The organism is Streptomyces sp. NPDC058373 (genome assembly GCF_042723275.1).
GTDB lineage: Bacteria > Actinomycetota > Actinomycetes > Streptomycetales > Streptomycetaceae > Streptomyces.
Map to the genome: position 1 here is coordinate 1 of NZ_JBHXJE010000020.1, position 16,109 is coordinate 16,109.

At 73.5% G+C, this 16,109-nt stretch carries 16 protein-coding genes and 1 tRNA gene; 13 read left to right on the plus strand and 4 right to left on the minus strand.

The window, feature by feature from the left end; all coding sequences use genetic code 11:
- The first annotated feature begins 322 nt into the window (after positions 1–322).
- Together ACFWMZ_RS14295 and ACFWMZ_RS14300 are read left to right on the plus strand one after the other, a co-directional pair.
- Complete coding sequence (locus ACFWMZ_RS14295) at positions 323–619, plus strand: type II toxin-antitoxin system VapB family antitoxin (RefSeq protein ID WP_003949502.1); 297 nt, start codon at positions 323–325, stop codon at positions 617–619.
- Between the two features lie 196 nt (positions 620–815).
- Complete coding sequence (locus tag ACFWMZ_RS14300) at positions 816–1,541, plus strand: LytR C-terminal domain-containing protein (RefSeq protein WP_383172798.1); 726 nt, start codon at positions 816–818, stop codon at positions 1,539–1,541.
- A gap of 78 nt (positions 1,542–1,619) precedes the next feature.
- Here ACFWMZ_RS14300 and upp read toward each other — a convergent pair whose 3' ends face one another.
- Positions 1,620–2,255, minus strand: coding sequence for a uracil phosphoribosyltransferase (gene upp, locus ACFWMZ_RS14305; protein WP_383172800.1), 636 nt, complete (start codon positions 2,253–2,255; stop codon positions 1,620–1,622).
- A gap of 663 nt (positions 2,256–2,918) precedes the next feature.
- On the opposite strand from upp, the gene ACFWMZ_RS14310 reads away from it, so the two are divergent.
- The 7 genes from ACFWMZ_RS14310 to ACFWMZ_RS14340 all read left to right on the plus strand — a co-directional run bounded on the left by ACFWMZ_RS14310 (position 2,919) and on the right by ACFWMZ_RS14340 (position 7,717).
- Positions 2,919–3,125, plus strand: a complete 207-nt coding sequence (locus ACFWMZ_RS14310; RefSeq protein WP_383173039.1) for a hypothetical protein — start codon at positions 2,919–2,921, stop codon at positions 3,123–3,125.
- Positions 3,126–3,389: 264 nt separating this feature from the next.
- On the plus strand, positions 3,390–3,932 hold the full coding sequence (locus ACFWMZ_RS14315) for a hypothetical protein (RefSeq protein ID WP_383172802.1): 543 nt from the start codon (positions 3,390–3,392) through the stop codon (positions 3,930–3,932).
- Between the two features lie 142 nt (positions 3,933–4,074).
- Entirely contained in the window at positions 4,075–4,503 is a 429-nt protein-coding gene (gene tadA / locus ACFWMZ_RS14320; RefSeq protein ID WP_383173041.1) for a tRNA adenosine(34) deaminase TadA, read from the plus strand.
- Positions 4,504–4,581: 78 nt separating this feature from the next.
- Positions 4,582–4,666 (plus strand) — tRNA-Ser (locus tag ACFWMZ_RS14325).
- Positions 4,667–5,042: 376 nt separating this feature from the next.
- Positions 5,043–5,219 carry a hypothetical protein gene (locus ACFWMZ_RS14330; protein WP_383172804.1) on the plus strand — a complete coding sequence of 59 codons (177 nt, stop codon included), beginning with the start codon at positions 5,043–5,045 and terminating at the stop codon, positions 5,217–5,219.
- A 360-nt stretch (positions 5,220–5,579) separates the two neighbouring features.
- A complete protein-coding gene (locus ACFWMZ_RS14335) occupies positions 5,580–6,464 on the plus strand; it encodes an RNA polymerase sigma factor SigF (protein ID WP_383173043.1) in 885 nt (294 codons plus the stop codon).
- Positions 6,465–6,694: 230 nt separating this feature from the next.
- Positions 6,695–7,717 (plus strand): RNA polymerase sigma factor SigF, encoded by a 1,023-nt coding sequence (locus ACFWMZ_RS14340; protein ID WP_383172806.1) that lies wholly within the window; start codon positions 6,695–6,697, stop codon positions 7,715–7,717.
- Between the two features lie 223 nt (positions 7,718–7,940).
- Here ACFWMZ_RS14340 and ACFWMZ_RS14345 read toward each other — a convergent pair whose 3' ends face one another.
- The gene (locus tag ACFWMZ_RS14345) at positions 7,941–8,150 is read right to left on the minus strand and encodes a hypothetical protein (protein ID WP_383172808.1); all 210 of its coding nucleotides are present in this window, start codon (positions 8,148–8,150) and stop codon (positions 7,941–7,943) included.
- A gap of 274 nt (positions 8,151–8,424) precedes the next feature.
- On the opposite strand from ACFWMZ_RS14345, the gene ACFWMZ_RS14350 reads away from it, so the two are divergent.
- From ACFWMZ_RS14350 to ACFWMZ_RS14365, 4 genes are all read left to right on the plus strand, one after another.
- Complete coding sequence (locus ACFWMZ_RS14350; protein WP_383172810.1) at positions 8,425–8,928, plus strand: MarR family winged helix-turn-helix transcriptional regulator; 504 nt, start codon at positions 8,425–8,427, stop codon at positions 8,926–8,928.
- A 113-nt stretch (positions 8,929–9,041) separates the two neighbouring features.
- Positions 9,042–11,558, plus strand: coding sequence for an MFS transporter (locus ACFWMZ_RS14355; RefSeq protein ID WP_383201699.1), 2,517 nt, complete (start codon positions 9,042–9,044; stop codon positions 11,556–11,558).
- Between the two features lie 546 nt (positions 11,559–12,104).
- Positions 12,105–12,929 (plus strand): YceI family protein, encoded by an 825-nt coding sequence (locus ACFWMZ_RS14360; RefSeq protein ID WP_383172814.1) that lies wholly within the window; start codon positions 12,105–12,107, stop codon positions 12,927–12,929.
- Positions 12,930–13,152: 223 nt separating this feature from the next.
- Positions 13,153–13,614, plus strand: coding sequence for a PPOX class F420-dependent oxidoreductase (locus ACFWMZ_RS14365; protein WP_383172816.1), 462 nt, complete (start codon positions 13,153–13,155; stop codon positions 13,612–13,614).
- A gap of 52 nt (positions 13,615–13,666) precedes the next feature.
- Here the strand turns inward: ACFWMZ_RS14365 and ACFWMZ_RS14370 are convergent, their stop codons facing one another.
- The gene (locus ACFWMZ_RS14370; protein WP_383201702.1) at positions 13,667–14,539 is read right to left on the minus strand and encodes a TetR/AcrR family transcriptional regulator; all 873 of its coding nucleotides are present in this window, start codon (positions 14,537–14,539) and stop codon (positions 13,667–13,669) included.
- Positions 14,529–16,088: an MFS transporter gene (locus ACFWMZ_RS14375; RefSeq protein ID WP_383172821.1), complete on the minus strand. Its 1,560-nt coding sequence runs from the start codon at positions 16,086–16,088 to the stop codon at positions 14,529–14,531. The genes ACFWMZ_RS14370 and ACFWMZ_RS14375 overlap by 11 nt, the downstream gene beginning before the upstream one ends.
- Positions 16,089–16,109 lie beyond the last annotated feature (21 nt).

The following is a 16,109-nucleotide window of genomic DNA, read 5'->3' on the forward strand; positions in this document are numbered from 1 at the left end:
CCCACGCGTCCTCGAGGCTGCCGTCCGCCTGTCGGGTCCGCCTCCACGGGCTCTCCCCCCCCCCGCAGGCGGGGCGCGGATGGCGGCCACCCCTCCAGCCCGGCCGACGCTTGAGGCCACTTTTCAAGCCCGGCCGGCGCCTGAGGCCACCCCTCCAGCCCGGCCGGCGCCTGAGGCCATCCTTCAAAGCCCGGCCGGCGCCTGAGGCCATCCCAGCCCGGCCGGCGCCCAGGGGGCGCCAAACCGGACACTTACCCCCAATCCCGATGAGGGGCCCGCAGCAGAGCTGCGGGCCCTGCCCCGGGCCCGGTAGGCTTCCCGTGTGATCTTCAAGCGCATCGGAAACGGCCGGCCGTACCCCGACCACGGCCGGGAATCCACCCGGCAGTGGGCGGACGTGGCACCGCGCCCGGTCCGCCTCGATCAGCTCGTGACGACCAAGGGCCAGCTCGACTTGGAGACCCTTCTCGCCGAGGACTCCACCTTCTACGGCGACCTCTTCGCCCACGTCGTCAAGTGGCGGGGCGACCTCTACCTGGAGGACGGCCTGCACCGCGCCGTCCGCGCCGCCCTCCAGCAGCGCCAGGTGCTCCACGCCCGCGTCCTCGAACTGGACTGAGCGGACCACCGCACTCCGCAGCCGCCCCGCGCACCCCCACGGAGGAGCGCCGCGTCGGCGCCCCGGTCGTGCCCAGGCCACGGAGGCGACCGTTCCGCATCTGCTCGCGACCGAACGGGCCCTTTTCCCACCGGACAGGACCAAGCGGTAGATCCTTTAGTAGGCATTGCCCCTGGCCGGCATTACGCTGCGCCTCATGAGCATGCTCACTCCCCCCGGCATGGGCGGCAAGTACCGCATCACGGGGGACAAGTACCCCCGCATGCGCCGTACGGGCGGCCGCCGCAAGCTGGTCCTGGCGGCCACCGGCGGCGTGCTGGCCCTCGGACTCGTCGGCTGGGGGACGTTCCAGCTCGTCGACGTCTTCACCGGCGGCTCCGCCGCCACCGCGGCGGGCGGCCGGAACTGCCCCCAGCCCGCCCCCAGCGCCTCCCCCGCCAAGGCCGATCCTCTCCCCGCGCCGGGCAAGATCAAGGTCAACGTCCTCAACGCCACCGAGCGCGGCGGCCTCGCCAAGGAGACCGCCGACGCGTTGAGGAAGCGCGGCTTCGCCATCGGCGAGGTCGGCAACGCGACCAAGGAGTACGACAAGAAGGTCAAGGGCACCGCCCTGCTGCTCGGCCCGGCCGAAGCGGTCGACGGCGCCTTCTCGGTCCTCTCCACCCAGGTCGGCGGCGCCCAGCAGAAGGTCGAGGCCCCGGGCGCCGGCGGCAAGCCCACCAAGGCGGCCAAGGCCGCCGGCAAGAAGGCGGACGAAGCGGCGGACGAGCCCGCCAAGGGCTCCCGCAAGCCGAACGAGATCGACCTGATCATCGGCGACGGTTTCAAGAAGCTGACCCCCGAGGCCGCCGCCACCGGCGCCCTCAAGGCGCTCAACGCCCCGAAGCCCTCCCCGTCCCCCTCGCCGGGCGGCCGCTGCTGACCCGCCCCCGGCACACGACCGCGCCCCCGGGATGTCCTCACGGACCCGGGGGCGCGGTCGTACCGTATGCGGAACGCCTCAGTCGGCCTGGCCGTACATGCGGTCGCCGGCGTCGCCGAGGCCGGGGACGATGTAGCCGTTCTCGTTGAGCCGCTCGTCGACGGAGGCGGTGACGACGGTGACCGGGGTCCCCGCCAGCTCGCGCTCCATGATCTCGACGCCCTCGGGCGCGGCCAGCAGCACGACGGCGGTGATGTCGTCGGCGCCGCGCCGGATCATCTCCTGGATGGCGGCGACCAGGGTGCCACCGGTGGCCAGCATCGGGTCGAGCATGTAGACCTGCCGGCCGGTGAGATCCTCCGGCATCCGCGCCGCGTAGGTGGACGCCTGGAGCGTCGACTCGTCGCGGATCATGCCGAGGAAGCCGACCTCGGCGGTGGGCAGCAGCCGCACCATGCCGTCGAGCATGCCGAGCCCGGCCCGCAGGATCGGCACGACCAGCGGACGCGGGTGCGAGAGCTTGACGCCGGTCGTCCGCGCGACCGGGGTGTCGATGTCCACCTGCTCGGTGCGCACGTCCCGCGTCGCCTCGTACGCGAGCAGGGTGACCAGCTCATCCGCCAGACGACGGAAAGTGGGGGAATCGGTGCGCTTGTCGCGCAGCGTGGTGAGCTTGTGCGCCACCAGGGGGTGGTCGACGACGTGTATCCGCATGCCATCCACAGTAACGGGCAGGTCGGACCGGGCCTCCCTCAGATGGCATCAACGCGGCGCGCCGGGGGAAAGTGGAGGAAAGCTCCCGGGACCCGCGCGGGGGTGGCGAAGCAGCCCTGAGGTGGTGACCTGGTGCCGGAACCGTCCGGACCTCGCACGGAGCGCGACCGCGCTCCCGCCCGCGACGGCGAGCGGTCACGCGTGGGCGAGCCTTCGGCGTCGCACGGCCCCGGCCCAGGGCGCGGCGAGGCACCGGCGGACCCGTCCGGCAGGGCCCCGGCGGACCCCTCCGGAGAGGCCGAGGCTCGCCCCGCCCCCGGCGGGCGCATACGCACCCGCGAGGGATCGCCCGCACCCGCCCGCGACCAGGCTCGCCCCACCGGTGGCAGGCGCGGCGGGCCCCCTGCCGGCGCCCCTGCCGAGGCTGACGGGCGCCCCGGCAGGGCGGCTGACCCCGGCCGCGCCCCCGACGCCGAGTGCGCAGCCGACCACGACCAGGAGCACGCTCAGGACCGCGAGCACGAGCTGGCCCGCCGCCGGGCCCGGGCGCGGATCCGCGAGCGCACCCTCGACCGCGCCCTGGAGCGCGCCCCCGGCACCGGCCGGGAGGCCGACCCCGGCCCGGCGGGACGCCGCAGGCGGGCGACGGGCGGGCCGGACGCGGTGGCCGCCCCCGCCGCTCCTGTCGGCCCCGCCTCCGTGGGCGAGGGCGGCGGCGAGCCCGAGTCGGACGCCGAGCGCCGTCGCAGGCGGGCCCAGTTCCTGCGCGAGCTGACCGAGGCCAAGGAGCTGCGCGCCCGGGTCCAGCCGCGCCGCGCCCGCGCCGCCCGGATGCGCCAACAGATGCGGATGCGTACGTTCCGCTGGTGACGGGGCGCGGGCGGCGCGCCCGTACCCCCTCCCGCCCCAGGCGCCCCACCGGCCCGGCACACGCCCTGCCGCACTCCCTCAGGCGGCCCGGCGCGCCCCCGGACGCCCCCGATCCACCCCGCCGGACGCGCGACGCGCACGCGGCACGCGGAAGACCTCACCTGACGGGTTCCTTTCTGCCACGATTCCGGTGGGCGGGGCACCCCGCCTGCCTCCGCCGGAGGAACCGCCGACCGGCACACCTAGGACAGTGGGAGAGTCACGGTGTACTTCGCCGCACTGCTCGCGCGCACCGAAGTCGGGTGGGAAGCGAGCGACACAGACCTCGACGACGTGGAGACCCTGTCGGACCTCACCGATCTGGCCCGCGAGGCCACGACGGACGACGACACGGTCCTGGCCTACATCGAGCAGGAGGACACGTGGTTCGGCATCGTCCGGGTGGACGGTGAGGACGACCCGCGTATCTACGTCTCGGACGCCGCTGCGGCCGCCCGTAGCTCGTACGGGGAGATGCTCCTCACCGACGAACTGCTCGGCCGCACCCCCGAGGACGACGACGTCCTCGCCGACCTCGACCTCGACGGCACGGAGGAGGGCGAGCCCTACCGCGAGGACCAGGACGACGACACCTACGACACCGGCGACCCGGCCGACCAGGCCGGAGCCGGACCCCTCGGGGACGGCGCGCTCCTCGCCGACCTCGGGGTCGGCGAACGGGAGCTGCACGCCCTGCGCCCCGGGGACGCCCTCAGCGAGATCGCCGACGTGCTCGGCGCGGCCGAGGTGCTGGAGGCGGTCCGCTGACCGTCCTGGCCCACCGCGGCTGACCGCCCGGGCGGGTACGCGGCCGGGCCGGTAGGTTCCGAGTGTGAAGAGCACTTGCCCGGAGCCCGCCGGTCCGGCCGGACCCGTCCCCGACCCCGTCCGCACCCCCTGGGAGCCCGCCATGCGGCAGGCCCTCGCCGAGGCGCAGCGGGCGGGGCGCGGTGGCGACGTACCCGTGGGCGCCGTCGTCCTCGACCCGGCAGGCCATCTGCTCGCCGCCGCCCACAACGAGCGCGAGGCGGCCGGCGACCCCACCGCGCACGCGGAGGTCCTCGCCCTGCGCCGGGCCGCCGCCCGCGCCGGTCGGTGGCGGCTGACCGACTGCACCCTGGTCGTCACCCTGGAGCCCTGCACCATGTGCGCGGGCGCCGCCGTCCAGTCCCGCGTCGACCGCGTCGTCTACGGCGCCCGCGACGAGAAGGCCGGCGCCGCGGGCTCCCTCTGGGACGTGGTCCGCGACCGCCGCCTCAACCACCGCCCCGAGGTCGTCGAGGGCGTTCTCGCCGCCGACTGCGCCGCCCTCCTCACCGAGTTCTTCCGCGCCCGCTGATCCCGCGGCCCCGGCCCTCTTCGGTCTGTGCGGATACCGATTTCAGCCCACGGCCCCCGATGGTCTAAGCTCTCTCTCGGTAGCGTGTCCGAGCGGCCGAAGGAGCTCGCCTCGAAAGCGAGTGTGGCGCAAGTCACCGTGGGTTCAAATCCCACCGCTACCGCTGACATCGTCCCCCACCTGTGGAAACACAGGTGGGGGACGTTCTGCTTGCCGGCCTTCCACGCCGGAGCACCGGGACGGCCTCGGGGCCCGGCTCTCCCACGGAGCCGGGCCCCGAGGCCGTCCGCCGCCGGGCGGTCGCAACCTCGCCCGCCCCCGTACGGCGTGGACGGCCGGGACCGTTCCCGCCCGGCGAACGAACCCACCCGGGGGCCATTGGTCCCGGAAACCTCACACGGCTCCCCGGCCGAAGATCGGCTCATCGCGTTAAACTTCCGCGATCCGTCGCACAGGCGACCAGTCGGGTGGCGGAACCGGGACGGCCGACGAGGGCGTCCCCGCCAGCGGGAACCGGGACGCCAGGGGAGGCGGCAGGGGTGGTGCACGCCAAGAAGGTCGCGCTGTACGTGGTGGTGGTCTTCCTGCTGTACGTGATCATCACCGACCCGGAGAAGGCGGCAGACTACGTCCAGATGGGCTTCGAGGGCGTCTCCAACGCCGCCGAGGCCGTCGGCGACTTCATGACCTGGGTCGCCAACGGCGGAAGTTCCTGACCCACCCCCTCCCGGATGCCGCCGCGTGGCATCGCCCCCGGGTGGCGGCGGCCATACGGAGGCAGTACGCGCCCCCGGCGGCCCGGACGGGCCATCGCGCGCGCTGCGCGCCCCGGCGCGCACCCCCGGGCTCGTACACTCCGCACACATCGCGCGCGCCTCAGCACGTTTGCACCATTTGCGCCAACTTGCCCCTCAACACGGCTTTATCGGGTGCTTGCACACAGTGCATCCGTCTTGTGATGCTATGACCGCTTTTGACGGATAGTTGACGATCAAGGGGTGGCGTTGCCCGTGCCGGCCAGAACCGCGCCTCACGCACCGCCCCAGGACGGTCCCGGCCCGGGCGGCGCGAACACCGTGCCCGGCGCCGGAGCCGCCCCGGGTGCCGAAACCGTGCCCGGCTCGGGCGCGGAGTCGGGGCGGGCGCCGCGCAGCGCGCCGTTCCGGCCGGGGCGGGCCTCCGACCCGGCCGCCCGCAAACGCGGGGCTGACACCCGCGCCCTCACCCAGCTCCTCTTCTCGCAGCTCAAGGAGTTGGAGCCGGGCACCGCCGAGCACGGCCGGGTCCGCAATGCCCTCATCGAGGCCAACCTCCCCCTCGTCCGGTACGCGGCGGCCCGCTTCCGCAGCCGGAACGAACCGATGGAGGACGTCGTCCAGGTCGGCACCATCGGCCTGATCAACGCCATCGACCGGTTCGACCCCGACCGGGGCGTGCAGTTCCCGACCTTCGCCATGCCGACGGTGGTCGGCGAGATCAAGCGGTACTTCCGGGACAACGTCCGCACCGTGCACGTCCCCCGCCGCCTGCACGAGCTGTGGGTGCAGGTCACCAGCGCCACCGAGGACCTGACCACCGCGCACGGCCGCTCCCCGACCACCGCGGAGATCGCCGAGCGGCTGCGGATCGGCGAGGACGAGGTGCTGGCCTGCATCGAGGCCGGCCGCTCGTACCACGCGACCTCGCTGGAGGCGGCCCAGGAGGGCGACGGCCTCCCGGGGCTGCTGGACCGCCTCGGCTACGAGGACCCGGCGCTCGACGGCGTGGAGCACCGCGACCTCGTCCGCCACCTGCTGGTGCAGCTCCCCGAGCGCGAGCAGCGCATCCTCCTGCTGCGCTACTACAGCAACCTGACGCAGTCCCAGATCAGCGCGGAGCTCGGCGTCTCGCAGATGCACGTCTCCCGCCTGCTGGCCCGGAGCTTCGCCCGGCTGCGATCCGCAAACAGAATCGAGCCCTAACCGGAACGGGTTGTCTCGATTCGCGGCCCTGGCTGCGCGAAAAGCCCCACACCCCCCATTTCCGGGGCCAACTCCCCCTTTTTTTGTCGACTTACCGCTACAGCGTGTTGCCGACATGTGACATTCTGCGGGAACGGCGTTTGCCGCAGGCTCACCGCCGGTATTCAGGTGGAGGCTGCGTTCCTCGACGAGGGCGTCGCCGCGACCGTCCGCGACCTCAAGGGGGTGGCATGTCCGCAGAACAGGGCAGCTCGAAGGTGCTCACGCTCAGCAAGAGTGCCCCCGGTGTGCTCGGCCGTGCGGAATTCCCGCATGTCCCGCCGCCGGAGACGACCCGTCAGGAAGACGCGTTCCGGCCCACGGCCCCGCCGCAGGCCGTCCATGCGGCCGGACCCCCCGGCGCCACGGACACCGCAGCCCCGCTCCCGGAGACCGACGAGGCGGCCCCGGCCGACCTCCCCGAGTCCTCGGGCGCGCTCGACACCCGCACCCTCTCCCGCTCCCTCTTCCTGCGCCTGCGCGAGCTGACGGCGGAGGACTCCGGCGGCCAGGACAGCCCCGAGCGGGCGTACGTCCGCGACACCCTCATCGAGCTGAACCTCCCCCTCGTCCGGTACGCGGCGGCCCGCTTCCGCAGCCGGAACGAACCGATGGAGGACATCGTCCAGGTCGGCACCATCGGCCTGATCAAGGCGATCGACCGGTTCGACTGCGAGCGCGGGGTGGAGTTCCCCACCTTCGCGATGCCGACGGTGATCGGCGAGATCAAGCGGTTCTTCCGGGACACCAGCTGGTCGGTGCGGGTCCCGCGCCGCCTCCAGGAGCTGCGCCTCGCGCTCACCAAGACCAGCGACGAGCTGGCCCAGAAGCTGGACCGCTCACCGACCGTCCCCGAGCTGGCGCAGGCGCTCGGCGTCTCGGAGGAGGACGTCGTCGACGGCCTCGCCGTGGGCAACGCCTACACCGCCTCCTCGCTCGACTCCCCGGCCCCCGAGGACGACGGCGGCGAGGGCTCCCTCGCGGACCGCCTCGGGTACGAGGACGCAGCGCTGGAGGGCGTGGAGTACCGCGAGTCGCTGAAGCCCCTGCTGGCCAAGCTGCCGCCGCGCGAGCGCCGGATCATCATGCTCCGCTTCTTCGCCAACATGACCCAGTCGCAGATCGGCGAGGAGGTCGGCATCTCCCAGATGCACGTCTCCCGCCTCCTCACCCGCACCCTGGCCCAGCTCCGCGAGGGCCTGATCGCGGACTAGCCACCACTCCGGCACCCCGCTTCCGGCGGCCGGCCGTACGTCCCCTCCAGGACGTACGTCCGGCCGCCGCGGCATGCCCGCACGCGCCCCCACACTCCCCCGCCCACAAAGAAGCGCGCCCCTCACGAAGAGGGACGCGCGTCCACCACCTGCCCCGCCCGCCCCCGACGAGCCAGCTTCGGGAGCCAAAGGGGCGCGTCGTTGTCGAGCGAAGCTCCAGAGATCAGGAGAACGCCAGCCAGCCGACCGCGGCCAGGATCACCACGACGGCGACAATCCCGACGATCACCCCCACCCGGGGCCCGGAGGACCCGGTGGCCTGGGGCTGCTGCCCGGCGGGGCCGGGCTCGTCGACGAAAGCGCGGAACATCTGCGTACTGCCGGCCGGGTCGTGACCCTGGGGACCCTGCGGCGACTGGGGGTTGTGTGCCATGGGCCAGGACACTAGCGAATCCGGGCCGCACGCCCAACCCTCGGGGGATCTCGGCCGGTTCGTCCGGTGCGCCGGCGGCGGGCGCGAGGAGGCCGGGGCGGGGGCCCGTACCGGGCGGAGTCAGCCTTTTACCGGTTGTGTCCGGCGCTTTGCCGGGCTTTACGACTGCGACCCCAGAGCTTTGCCGACTCTTTAGCGCGATTGCCCCATTTTCGTTTGCCTGCGGCAACCATCCAGTTCTATCGTTGCCCTAAGCAACAAACAGGAGAGGCCGATGGCTGCTCAGTCCCAGTACGAGCAACTGGCCCGTCAGCTCAGCGCCATCGGAGCTGTGAAAAGAGGACTCGCACGCGTCCTGCCGCACGACTGCCCGCCCGGCTCCATCGCGGTACTCAACCTTCTCGACCTGCACGGCGAGATGCGGATGAGCCGGATGGCCGAGCTGCTGGCCGTCGACATGTCGGTCACCAGCCGCCATGTGGCACACGTGGCGGACCGCGGCTGGCTCGACCGGTCGCCGGACCCGTCGGACCGCCGGTCCCGGATCCTCCGTCTCACGCCCGAGGGCAAGCTCCTGCTGACCGAGCTGTCCGAGCGCTATGTCAGAGCGCTCGGCCACTACATGGAGAACTGGTCGGACGAGGAAGTCGACCAGCTCATCTCGCTCCTCGGCCGCCTGCGCGAGGACTTCGGCGACTGCCGCTCGATCCCGAGCCGGCTCACCGATGAGCCCGCGGGGGCGCCGAGCGACGACCCGACCGTCCGTACCTCCCTCTAGGACGCGCGGACGGCGGGCCGGTCCGGCCGCACCCGCGGTGGGGACCGGCCCGCCGTCCGTGTCCGTCCGGACGGGGGACGTACATCCGCGCACGATGTAAGAGAAGGATTTTCATGGCAACAACCACGCCGGAAGGTGTGCGGGGCAGCCATGCCGCCAAGCACGGCGGCGCCGCCGCGGCGTCTGCCGGTGCGCCCATGTCGCACCGGCAGATCATGGAGGCGCTCTCCGGGCTTCTGCTCGGCATGTTCGCCGCGATCATCTCGTCGACGATCGTCTCCAACGCCCTGCCCAAGATCATCGGAGACCTGGGCGGCGGGCAGAGCGCGTACACCTGGGTCGTCACCGCCTCGCTGCTGACCATGACGGCCTCCACGCCGCTCTGGGGCAAGCTCGCGGACCTGTACAACAAGAAGGTCCTGGTCCAGATAGCCCTGGTCATCTTCGCGATCGGCTCGATCGTCGCGGGGCTGTCGCAGGACCCGGCCATGCTCATCGCCTGCCGGGCGGTCCAGGGCATCGGCGCGGGCGGTCTCGCCGCGCTGGCCCAGATCATCATGGCCGCGATGATCGCGCCGCGTGAGCGCGGCCGGTACAGCGGCTACCTCGGCGCCACCTTCGCCGTGGCCACCGTCGGCGGCCCGCTCCTCGGCGGCGTCATCACCGACACCTCGTGGCTCGGCTGGCGCTGGTGCTTCTACGTGGGCGTGCCCTTCGCCCTGATAGCCCTGCTGGTGCTCCAGAAGACCTTGAAGCTGCCCGTGGTCAAGCGGGAAGTGAAGGTCGACTGGACCGGCGCGTTCTTCGTCGTCGCCGCGGTCTCCCTGCTGCTGGTCTGGGTGACCTTCGCCGGGGACAAGTACGACTGGATGTCGTGGCAGACCGCGGTCATGGTCGGCGGCTCGGTCGTGCTGGCGCTGATCTTCATCCTGGTGGAGTCGAAGGCCAGCGAGCCGATCATGCCGCTGCGGCTCTTCCGCAACCGCACGATCACCCTCGCCTCGCTGGCCTCGCTCTTCGTCGGTATCGCGATGTTCTCCGGCACCGTCTTCTTCAGCCAGTACTTCCAGCTGGCGCGCGGCGAGTCGCCGACGATGTCCGGTGTCATGACGATCCCGATGATCATGGGCATCTTCATCTCGTCCACGGTCTCCGGCATCATCATCACCAGGAACGGCCGCTGGAAGGCGTGGCTGGTCTCCGGCGCGGTGCTGCTCACCGCCGGCCTCGGCCTGCTGGGCTCGATCCGCTACGACACTCCGTACTGGCACATCGCGTTCTTCATGGCGCTGATGGGTCTGGGCGTCGGCATGATGATGCAGAACCTCGTGCTCTGCACCCAGAACCAGGTGGCCCCCTCGGACCTCGGCTCCGCCAGCTCCGTCGTCACCTTCTTCCGCTCGCTCGGCGGCGCGGTCGGCGTCTCGGCGCTCGGCGCGGTCATGGCGAACAAGATCGGCGACTACGTCAAGGACGGGCTGACCGAACTCGGCCCGAAGGCCGCCGCGGCGGCCGAGCAGGGCGGCGGCTCCAGCGGCGGCTTCCCCGACCTGAACGCCATGCCGGCCCCGGTCCGGACCGTCTTCGAGGCGGCCTACGGCCACGGTATCGCCGACGTCTTCCTGATCGGCGCCCCGATCGCGGCCCTCGCCCTGATCGCCGCGATCTTCATCAAGGAGGTCCCGCTGCGGACCCAGGGCGCCCTCGCCCAGTCCGAGAGCGAGCAGACCGCTCCGCTCCCGGCCGCCGAGGAGACCCGGGTGCCCGCGGGCGTCGGTGCCGCCACCGCGGACACCGCGTTCGGCGCGGGCGGCCAGCAGGCGGCCCCCGCCCGGACCCAGGCGTTCGATGCGGCCCCGGCCGTGTCGAACGGGATCACCGTGCACGGCTCGGTCCGGGGCGCGGAGAACGCGCCGGTGGTGCACGCCACCGTCACGCTGATCTCGCTCGGCGGGCGCCAGCTCGGCCGCGCGGTCGCCCAGGGCGACGGCTCCTACGCGCTGGACGCCCCGGAGCCCGGCAGCTACGTGCTGATCGCCTCGGCCGACGGCTTCCAGCCGCAGGCCTCCACCATCGTGGTCGGCGAGCAGCCCCTCGGCTACGACATCCTGCTCAGCGGGACGAGCGGCCTGACCGGAGCGGTGCGTACCGCCGACGCCGGGACCCCCGTGCCCGGCGCGATGGTGATCGTCACCGACGTGCGCGGCGACGTGCTGGCCACCGGTGCCAGCGACGAGGCGGGCGCGTTCGCCTTCACCGAGCTGGTGCCCGGCGCGGTGACCGTCGCGGTCAACGCCGAGGGCCACCGCCCGGCGGCGCTCCCCGTCGAGGTCGGCGCCACCGGCGTCACCCACGTCGAGGTCGCCCTGCACACCGGCGCCCGCGTCCAGGGCGTCGTACGCGCCGCCGGCGGTCCGCTGGCCGGGGTGCGTGTCACCCTGGTCGACGCCGCGGGCAACGTGGTCGCCACCCGCACCACCGCCGAGGACGGGGCCTACGGGTTCGCCGACCTCGACGGCGGCGAGTACACCGTGATCGCGACCGGCTACCCGCCGGTGGCCACCGCGGTCAGCCTCAGCGGGCCCGGCACCGACGGGCACGACATCGAGCTCGCCCACCCCGGCGAGTGACCCCGCCCGCGCCCGGCGCCCTCCTCGCGAGCGGCGCCGGGCGCGGCGGCCACAGGCCGCGGGGCCGGCGGGCGTTTCCAGCGGAGGCGCCGGGCGGAACCCGTGGAAGGGCCCCGGACAGGGTGGTGGACCGGCAGGGGACGGCCGGTCCGCCGCCGTCCGGGGCCCGTCGCCGTCACCGGGTCCGGCCGCGCCGCGCCGGGCGGCTCCACCCGTAAGGGTCGCCTCGCGGCGAAAGGGGTGCCGGGGGCGAACCGTTTCGGTACGGAGGTGTCGTACGGATGCGGCGTCCGGACGGGGAACCGGGCACGGGTGGACCATCGGGGGCGCGGGCGGGAGAGCCGCCCGCACAGACAGACTTCCCGCCTCTCGACCGCCGGGCTCGCGCCCGGGCGGGGAGGGGCGGGCCGGAGGCACCGGGCCGCGCTTCGCGGCCGCGGCGACCGGTCCGGCCAGGGGGCGCCGTGCAGGACTTCACGGCCACCCCGGCGCCGGACCGGCTCCGCACACCGAGAACAGCGGAACTGCGCAAGGGAGAGAGACCGGATGGGACTCACCGCACGGATTCGGACCCGCGACGGATGGGCAGTACCCCACGCCGTCGTCACCGTCACGGACATGACCGGACGCCAGATCATCCGTGCCGACGCCGACACGGACGGCATGGTCGAGGAGCCGGCCGAGCTGGCCCCCGGCCCGTACACGGTCATCGTCACGGCGGTGGGCTACGGCCCGTCCGCCTCCACCGCGCTGGTCGGCGCGGGCGGCCGGGCCGACGCGGGCACGGTCGTGCTGACCCGGCAGGGCGGTACGGAGCTGCCCGCGCCCGGGACCTGGACGGTCGACCCGGCGCACTCGACGGTGGGCGCGGTCGCCCAGCACCTGGGGATCTCCAGCGTGCGCGGCCGGTTCACCGACTTCACCGCGCGGATCGAGATCGGCGGGGACGACGGCTGGTCCAAGTCCCGCGTGGAGGCGGTCATCCAGGCCGCCTCGATCGACACCGGCAACCAGATGCGGGACGGCCACCTGAAGTCCCCGGACTTTCTCGACGTGGTCAACTACCCGCAGCTCACCTACCTCAGCTCCGGCCTCACGGTCGCGGGCGAGGACCGCTGGACCGTCCACGGCGACCTGCGCATGCACGGGGTCTCCCGCCCGGTCGACCTGGACCTGCGCTACCTCGGCACCGGCTCCGACCCCTGGGGCGGCACCCGCGCCGCCTTCAGCGCCACCGCCGAACTGCGCCGCGAGGACTTCGCGATGAACTACAACCAGGTCATCCAGGCAGGGATCTCGGCGATCGGCACGAAGCTGCGGGTGGAGATGGACATCCAGGCGGTGCAGGGGGAGGCGCTGCCGCAGGGGTGAGCCCTCGGCGGGCCCGGAGCGGGGCGTGGGCGCTTCCGCGCGCGCGGGGCGGTCTGCGGGCCCCCGCCTCGGCCCGGAGGCCGTCAGCGGGCGCCCCGGGGCGGCGCCGGTCCAAGATGGCTCAATCGCCGGCCGGGCTTTGTTCGAGCCCGTCCGGCGACACGTACGGCCCTGCCGTCGCGGGCGCCCGGCGCCGCGCCCCAGCCCCGCGTAGGGTGCGGGAATGTCTCCCTCCATCGCCACCAACACCCGGGTCGACCGCGCGGAGTTGCTGGACTTCGTCCGGCCCCGGCACCGGGCCCTGCTGCTCACCGCCCGCGCCGACGGCTCCCCGCAGGCCTCTCCGCTGACCTGCGGGGTCGACGGGGAGGGCCGGATCGTCGTCTCCACCTACCCGGAACGGGCCAAGACCCGGAACGCCAAGCGGAATCCGAAGGTCAGCGTCGTCGTGCTGAGCGACGAGTGGAACGGGCCCTGGGTCCAGATCGACGGCACCGCCGAGGTCGTCGACGCGCCCGACTCGGTCGAGCCGCTGGTCGAGTACTTCCGGGTCATCTCCGGGGAGCACCCCGACTGGGACGAGTACCGCGCCGCCATGGTGAAGCAGGGCAAGTCGCTCATCCGGATCACGCCGGAGCGGTGGGGCCCGGTCGCCACCGGCGGGTTCCCGGCCCGGTCGGCCTGAGCCGGTCTCCGTACGGCGGGCCCCGGCCCGGCACCCGCCGTACGGGCATCCGTCAGGCCTCCCGCGCCACCATCGCCTCGATCCCGGCGACGAGCAGGTCGAGGGCGAGGGTGAAGTCCCGCTCCCGCATCTCCTCCACGGTGTGCCCGCCGCGCTCCGCCAGCAGGCGGCCCGGCTCCGTGAAGTCACCTTCCAGGCCGGGGTGTTCGCGGATCGAGCCCATGGCGTGGCGGAAGTAGGCGTCCTGCGTCATCCCCGCCTGCCGGGAGCGTTCGACGTAGTGGCCCTCGAAGGTGCCGAAGCCGTGGACGAACTGCGAGACCGCCGCCATGGCGCCCGCGCGGGTGGCCGGCGCCAGCCCGGTCCCGGCCAGCACCGCCCGCATCCGGCGGGAGAACGCCATCGAGTGCGGGCCGATGTTGAGGTAGGTGCCCGCCAGCGTCGACACCCAGGGGTGGCGGACCAGCAGAGCGCGGTAACCGGCGGCCAGGCCCCGCAACTCGGCCCGCCAGTCGTCGGCTTCGCCCGGCTGCCCGCTCTCCCCGGCGTCCCCCGTCCCCAGCTCGGCGAAGGCCGCGTCGAGGGCGAGCTCCAGCAGGTCGTCCTTGGTGTCGACGTACCAGTACAGGGACATCGCGGTGACGCCCATCTCGCCCGCCAGCCGCCGCATCGAGAACTTGGGCAGCCCCTCGGCGTCCAGCAGCCGCACCGACACCTCGGTGATCCGCTCCCGGTCGAGCCCGTTGCGACCCGCGGACCTGGCCGGTCCGGCCTGCTCCTCCGCGTCGGCCAGCCAGATGCTGGGCCGGGGCGGGGCCGTCTCGGCGGGGACGCCGGGTCCTGCGGCGGGCTCACCGGTCGCGCCCGGGGGCGGGGGAGCGGCGGCCTCCGGCCGGGCGGCGGGGCGTCGGGCGTCACGCGGCACGGGGAGCGCCTTCCTCGGTGTGGTCGGAGCCCGGCTCGGCGCGCTCCGCGCGGCTCAGCAGGTAGGCGGCGAGGAGGCCGCCGGTGAGGACGGCGGCGGCGCCGACGAACTGGCTGGTGGAGAGCCCGGTCGAGAAGGAGTCGGTGACCCGCTCCCGCGCCGCGTCGGAGTCGGCCGCCGCCATCGCCGCCGGGAACGACCCGGCCGCGCCGACCCCGAGGAGGGCGGCGAACCGGGAGTTGAGGACGGCGCCGAGGACCGCCACGCCGAGCCCGTTGCCGAACTCGGCGAGGGTGCCGTTGATACCCGCGCCGACCCCGGCCTTCTCGCGGGGGATCGCGCTCATGATGGCCAGCGCCATGGCCGGGTTGGCGATGGCGCAGCCGACGCCGATGAAGAGCAGCCCGGCCAGCACCCCGGTGTACCCGTCCGAGGCGAAGAGGGCGATCGAGGTCACGCCGACGGCCAGCATCGACATGCCCACGCCGATCGCGGCGGGGGTGCCGAGCCGCTTGGTCCAGCGGGACGATATCCCGGAGAAGTTGAGCACCACCACGGTGAGCGCCAGCGGCGCCGTCCTGAGCCCCGCCTCCAACGGCCCGTACCCCAGCACGAACTGGAGGTGCTGGGTCAGCAGGAAGAGCGAGCCGCCCATGCCGAAGGTGATGAGGACCGCGCCCGCCACCGCGCCGGTGAACCGCTTGTCGCGGAAGAACTGCATGTCGAGCATGGGGTGCGGCACCCGCAGCTCCCAGAGGACGAACCCGGTCAGCACGGCGAGGCCCAGCCCCGCACCCGCCAGCACCGTGGGCGAGCTCCAGCCGTGCTCGGGGCCGGAGATGATCGCGTAGACCAGTGAGGTCATGCCCACCGTGGAGAGCAGCGCGCCGACCAGGTCGGGCCGGTCGCCGCGCGGGTTCTTCGACTCCGGCACCAGCGCCACCACGGCGACCACGCCGATCAGCACGACGGGCACGTTGACGAGGAAGATCGAGCCCCACCAGAAGTGGTTGAGCAGCACACCGCCGATGAGCGGACCGGCCGCGAAGCCGAGCGCGTTGACCGCCGCCCAGATGCCGATGGCCCGTGCCTGCTCCTGCGGCGCGAAGATCTGCATGGCGACCGCGAGGGTGGTGGTCAGCAGCAGCGCGCCGCCCACCCCCATCCCGGCGCGGGCCGCGATGAGCTGCGCGGAGGTGGTGGCGAGCCCCGCCACCACTGACCCGATGCCGAAGAGCACCAGCCCGGTCAGCAGCATCTTGCGGCGCCCGTACCGGTCGGCGGCGTTGCCCGCGGTGAGCAGCAGCCCGGACTGCACGAGCGCGTAGGCGTTGATCATCCACTGGATGTCGGAGGTGGAGGCGGCCAGTTCGCGGGTGAGCGAGGGGATCGCCACCGTCAGCACGGTGTTGTCGAGCAGCACCACCAGTTCGGCCAGGCAGATCACCCCGAGGATGAGCCAGCGCTGGGGGTGGCCCTGCGCCTCCGGGGCGGGGTCGGGGGCGTCAGGGGCCGGCGCGGGGGCCGGGCTCTCGGCGGACGCGGTCATCCGTGGGGCTCCTCGGGTCCT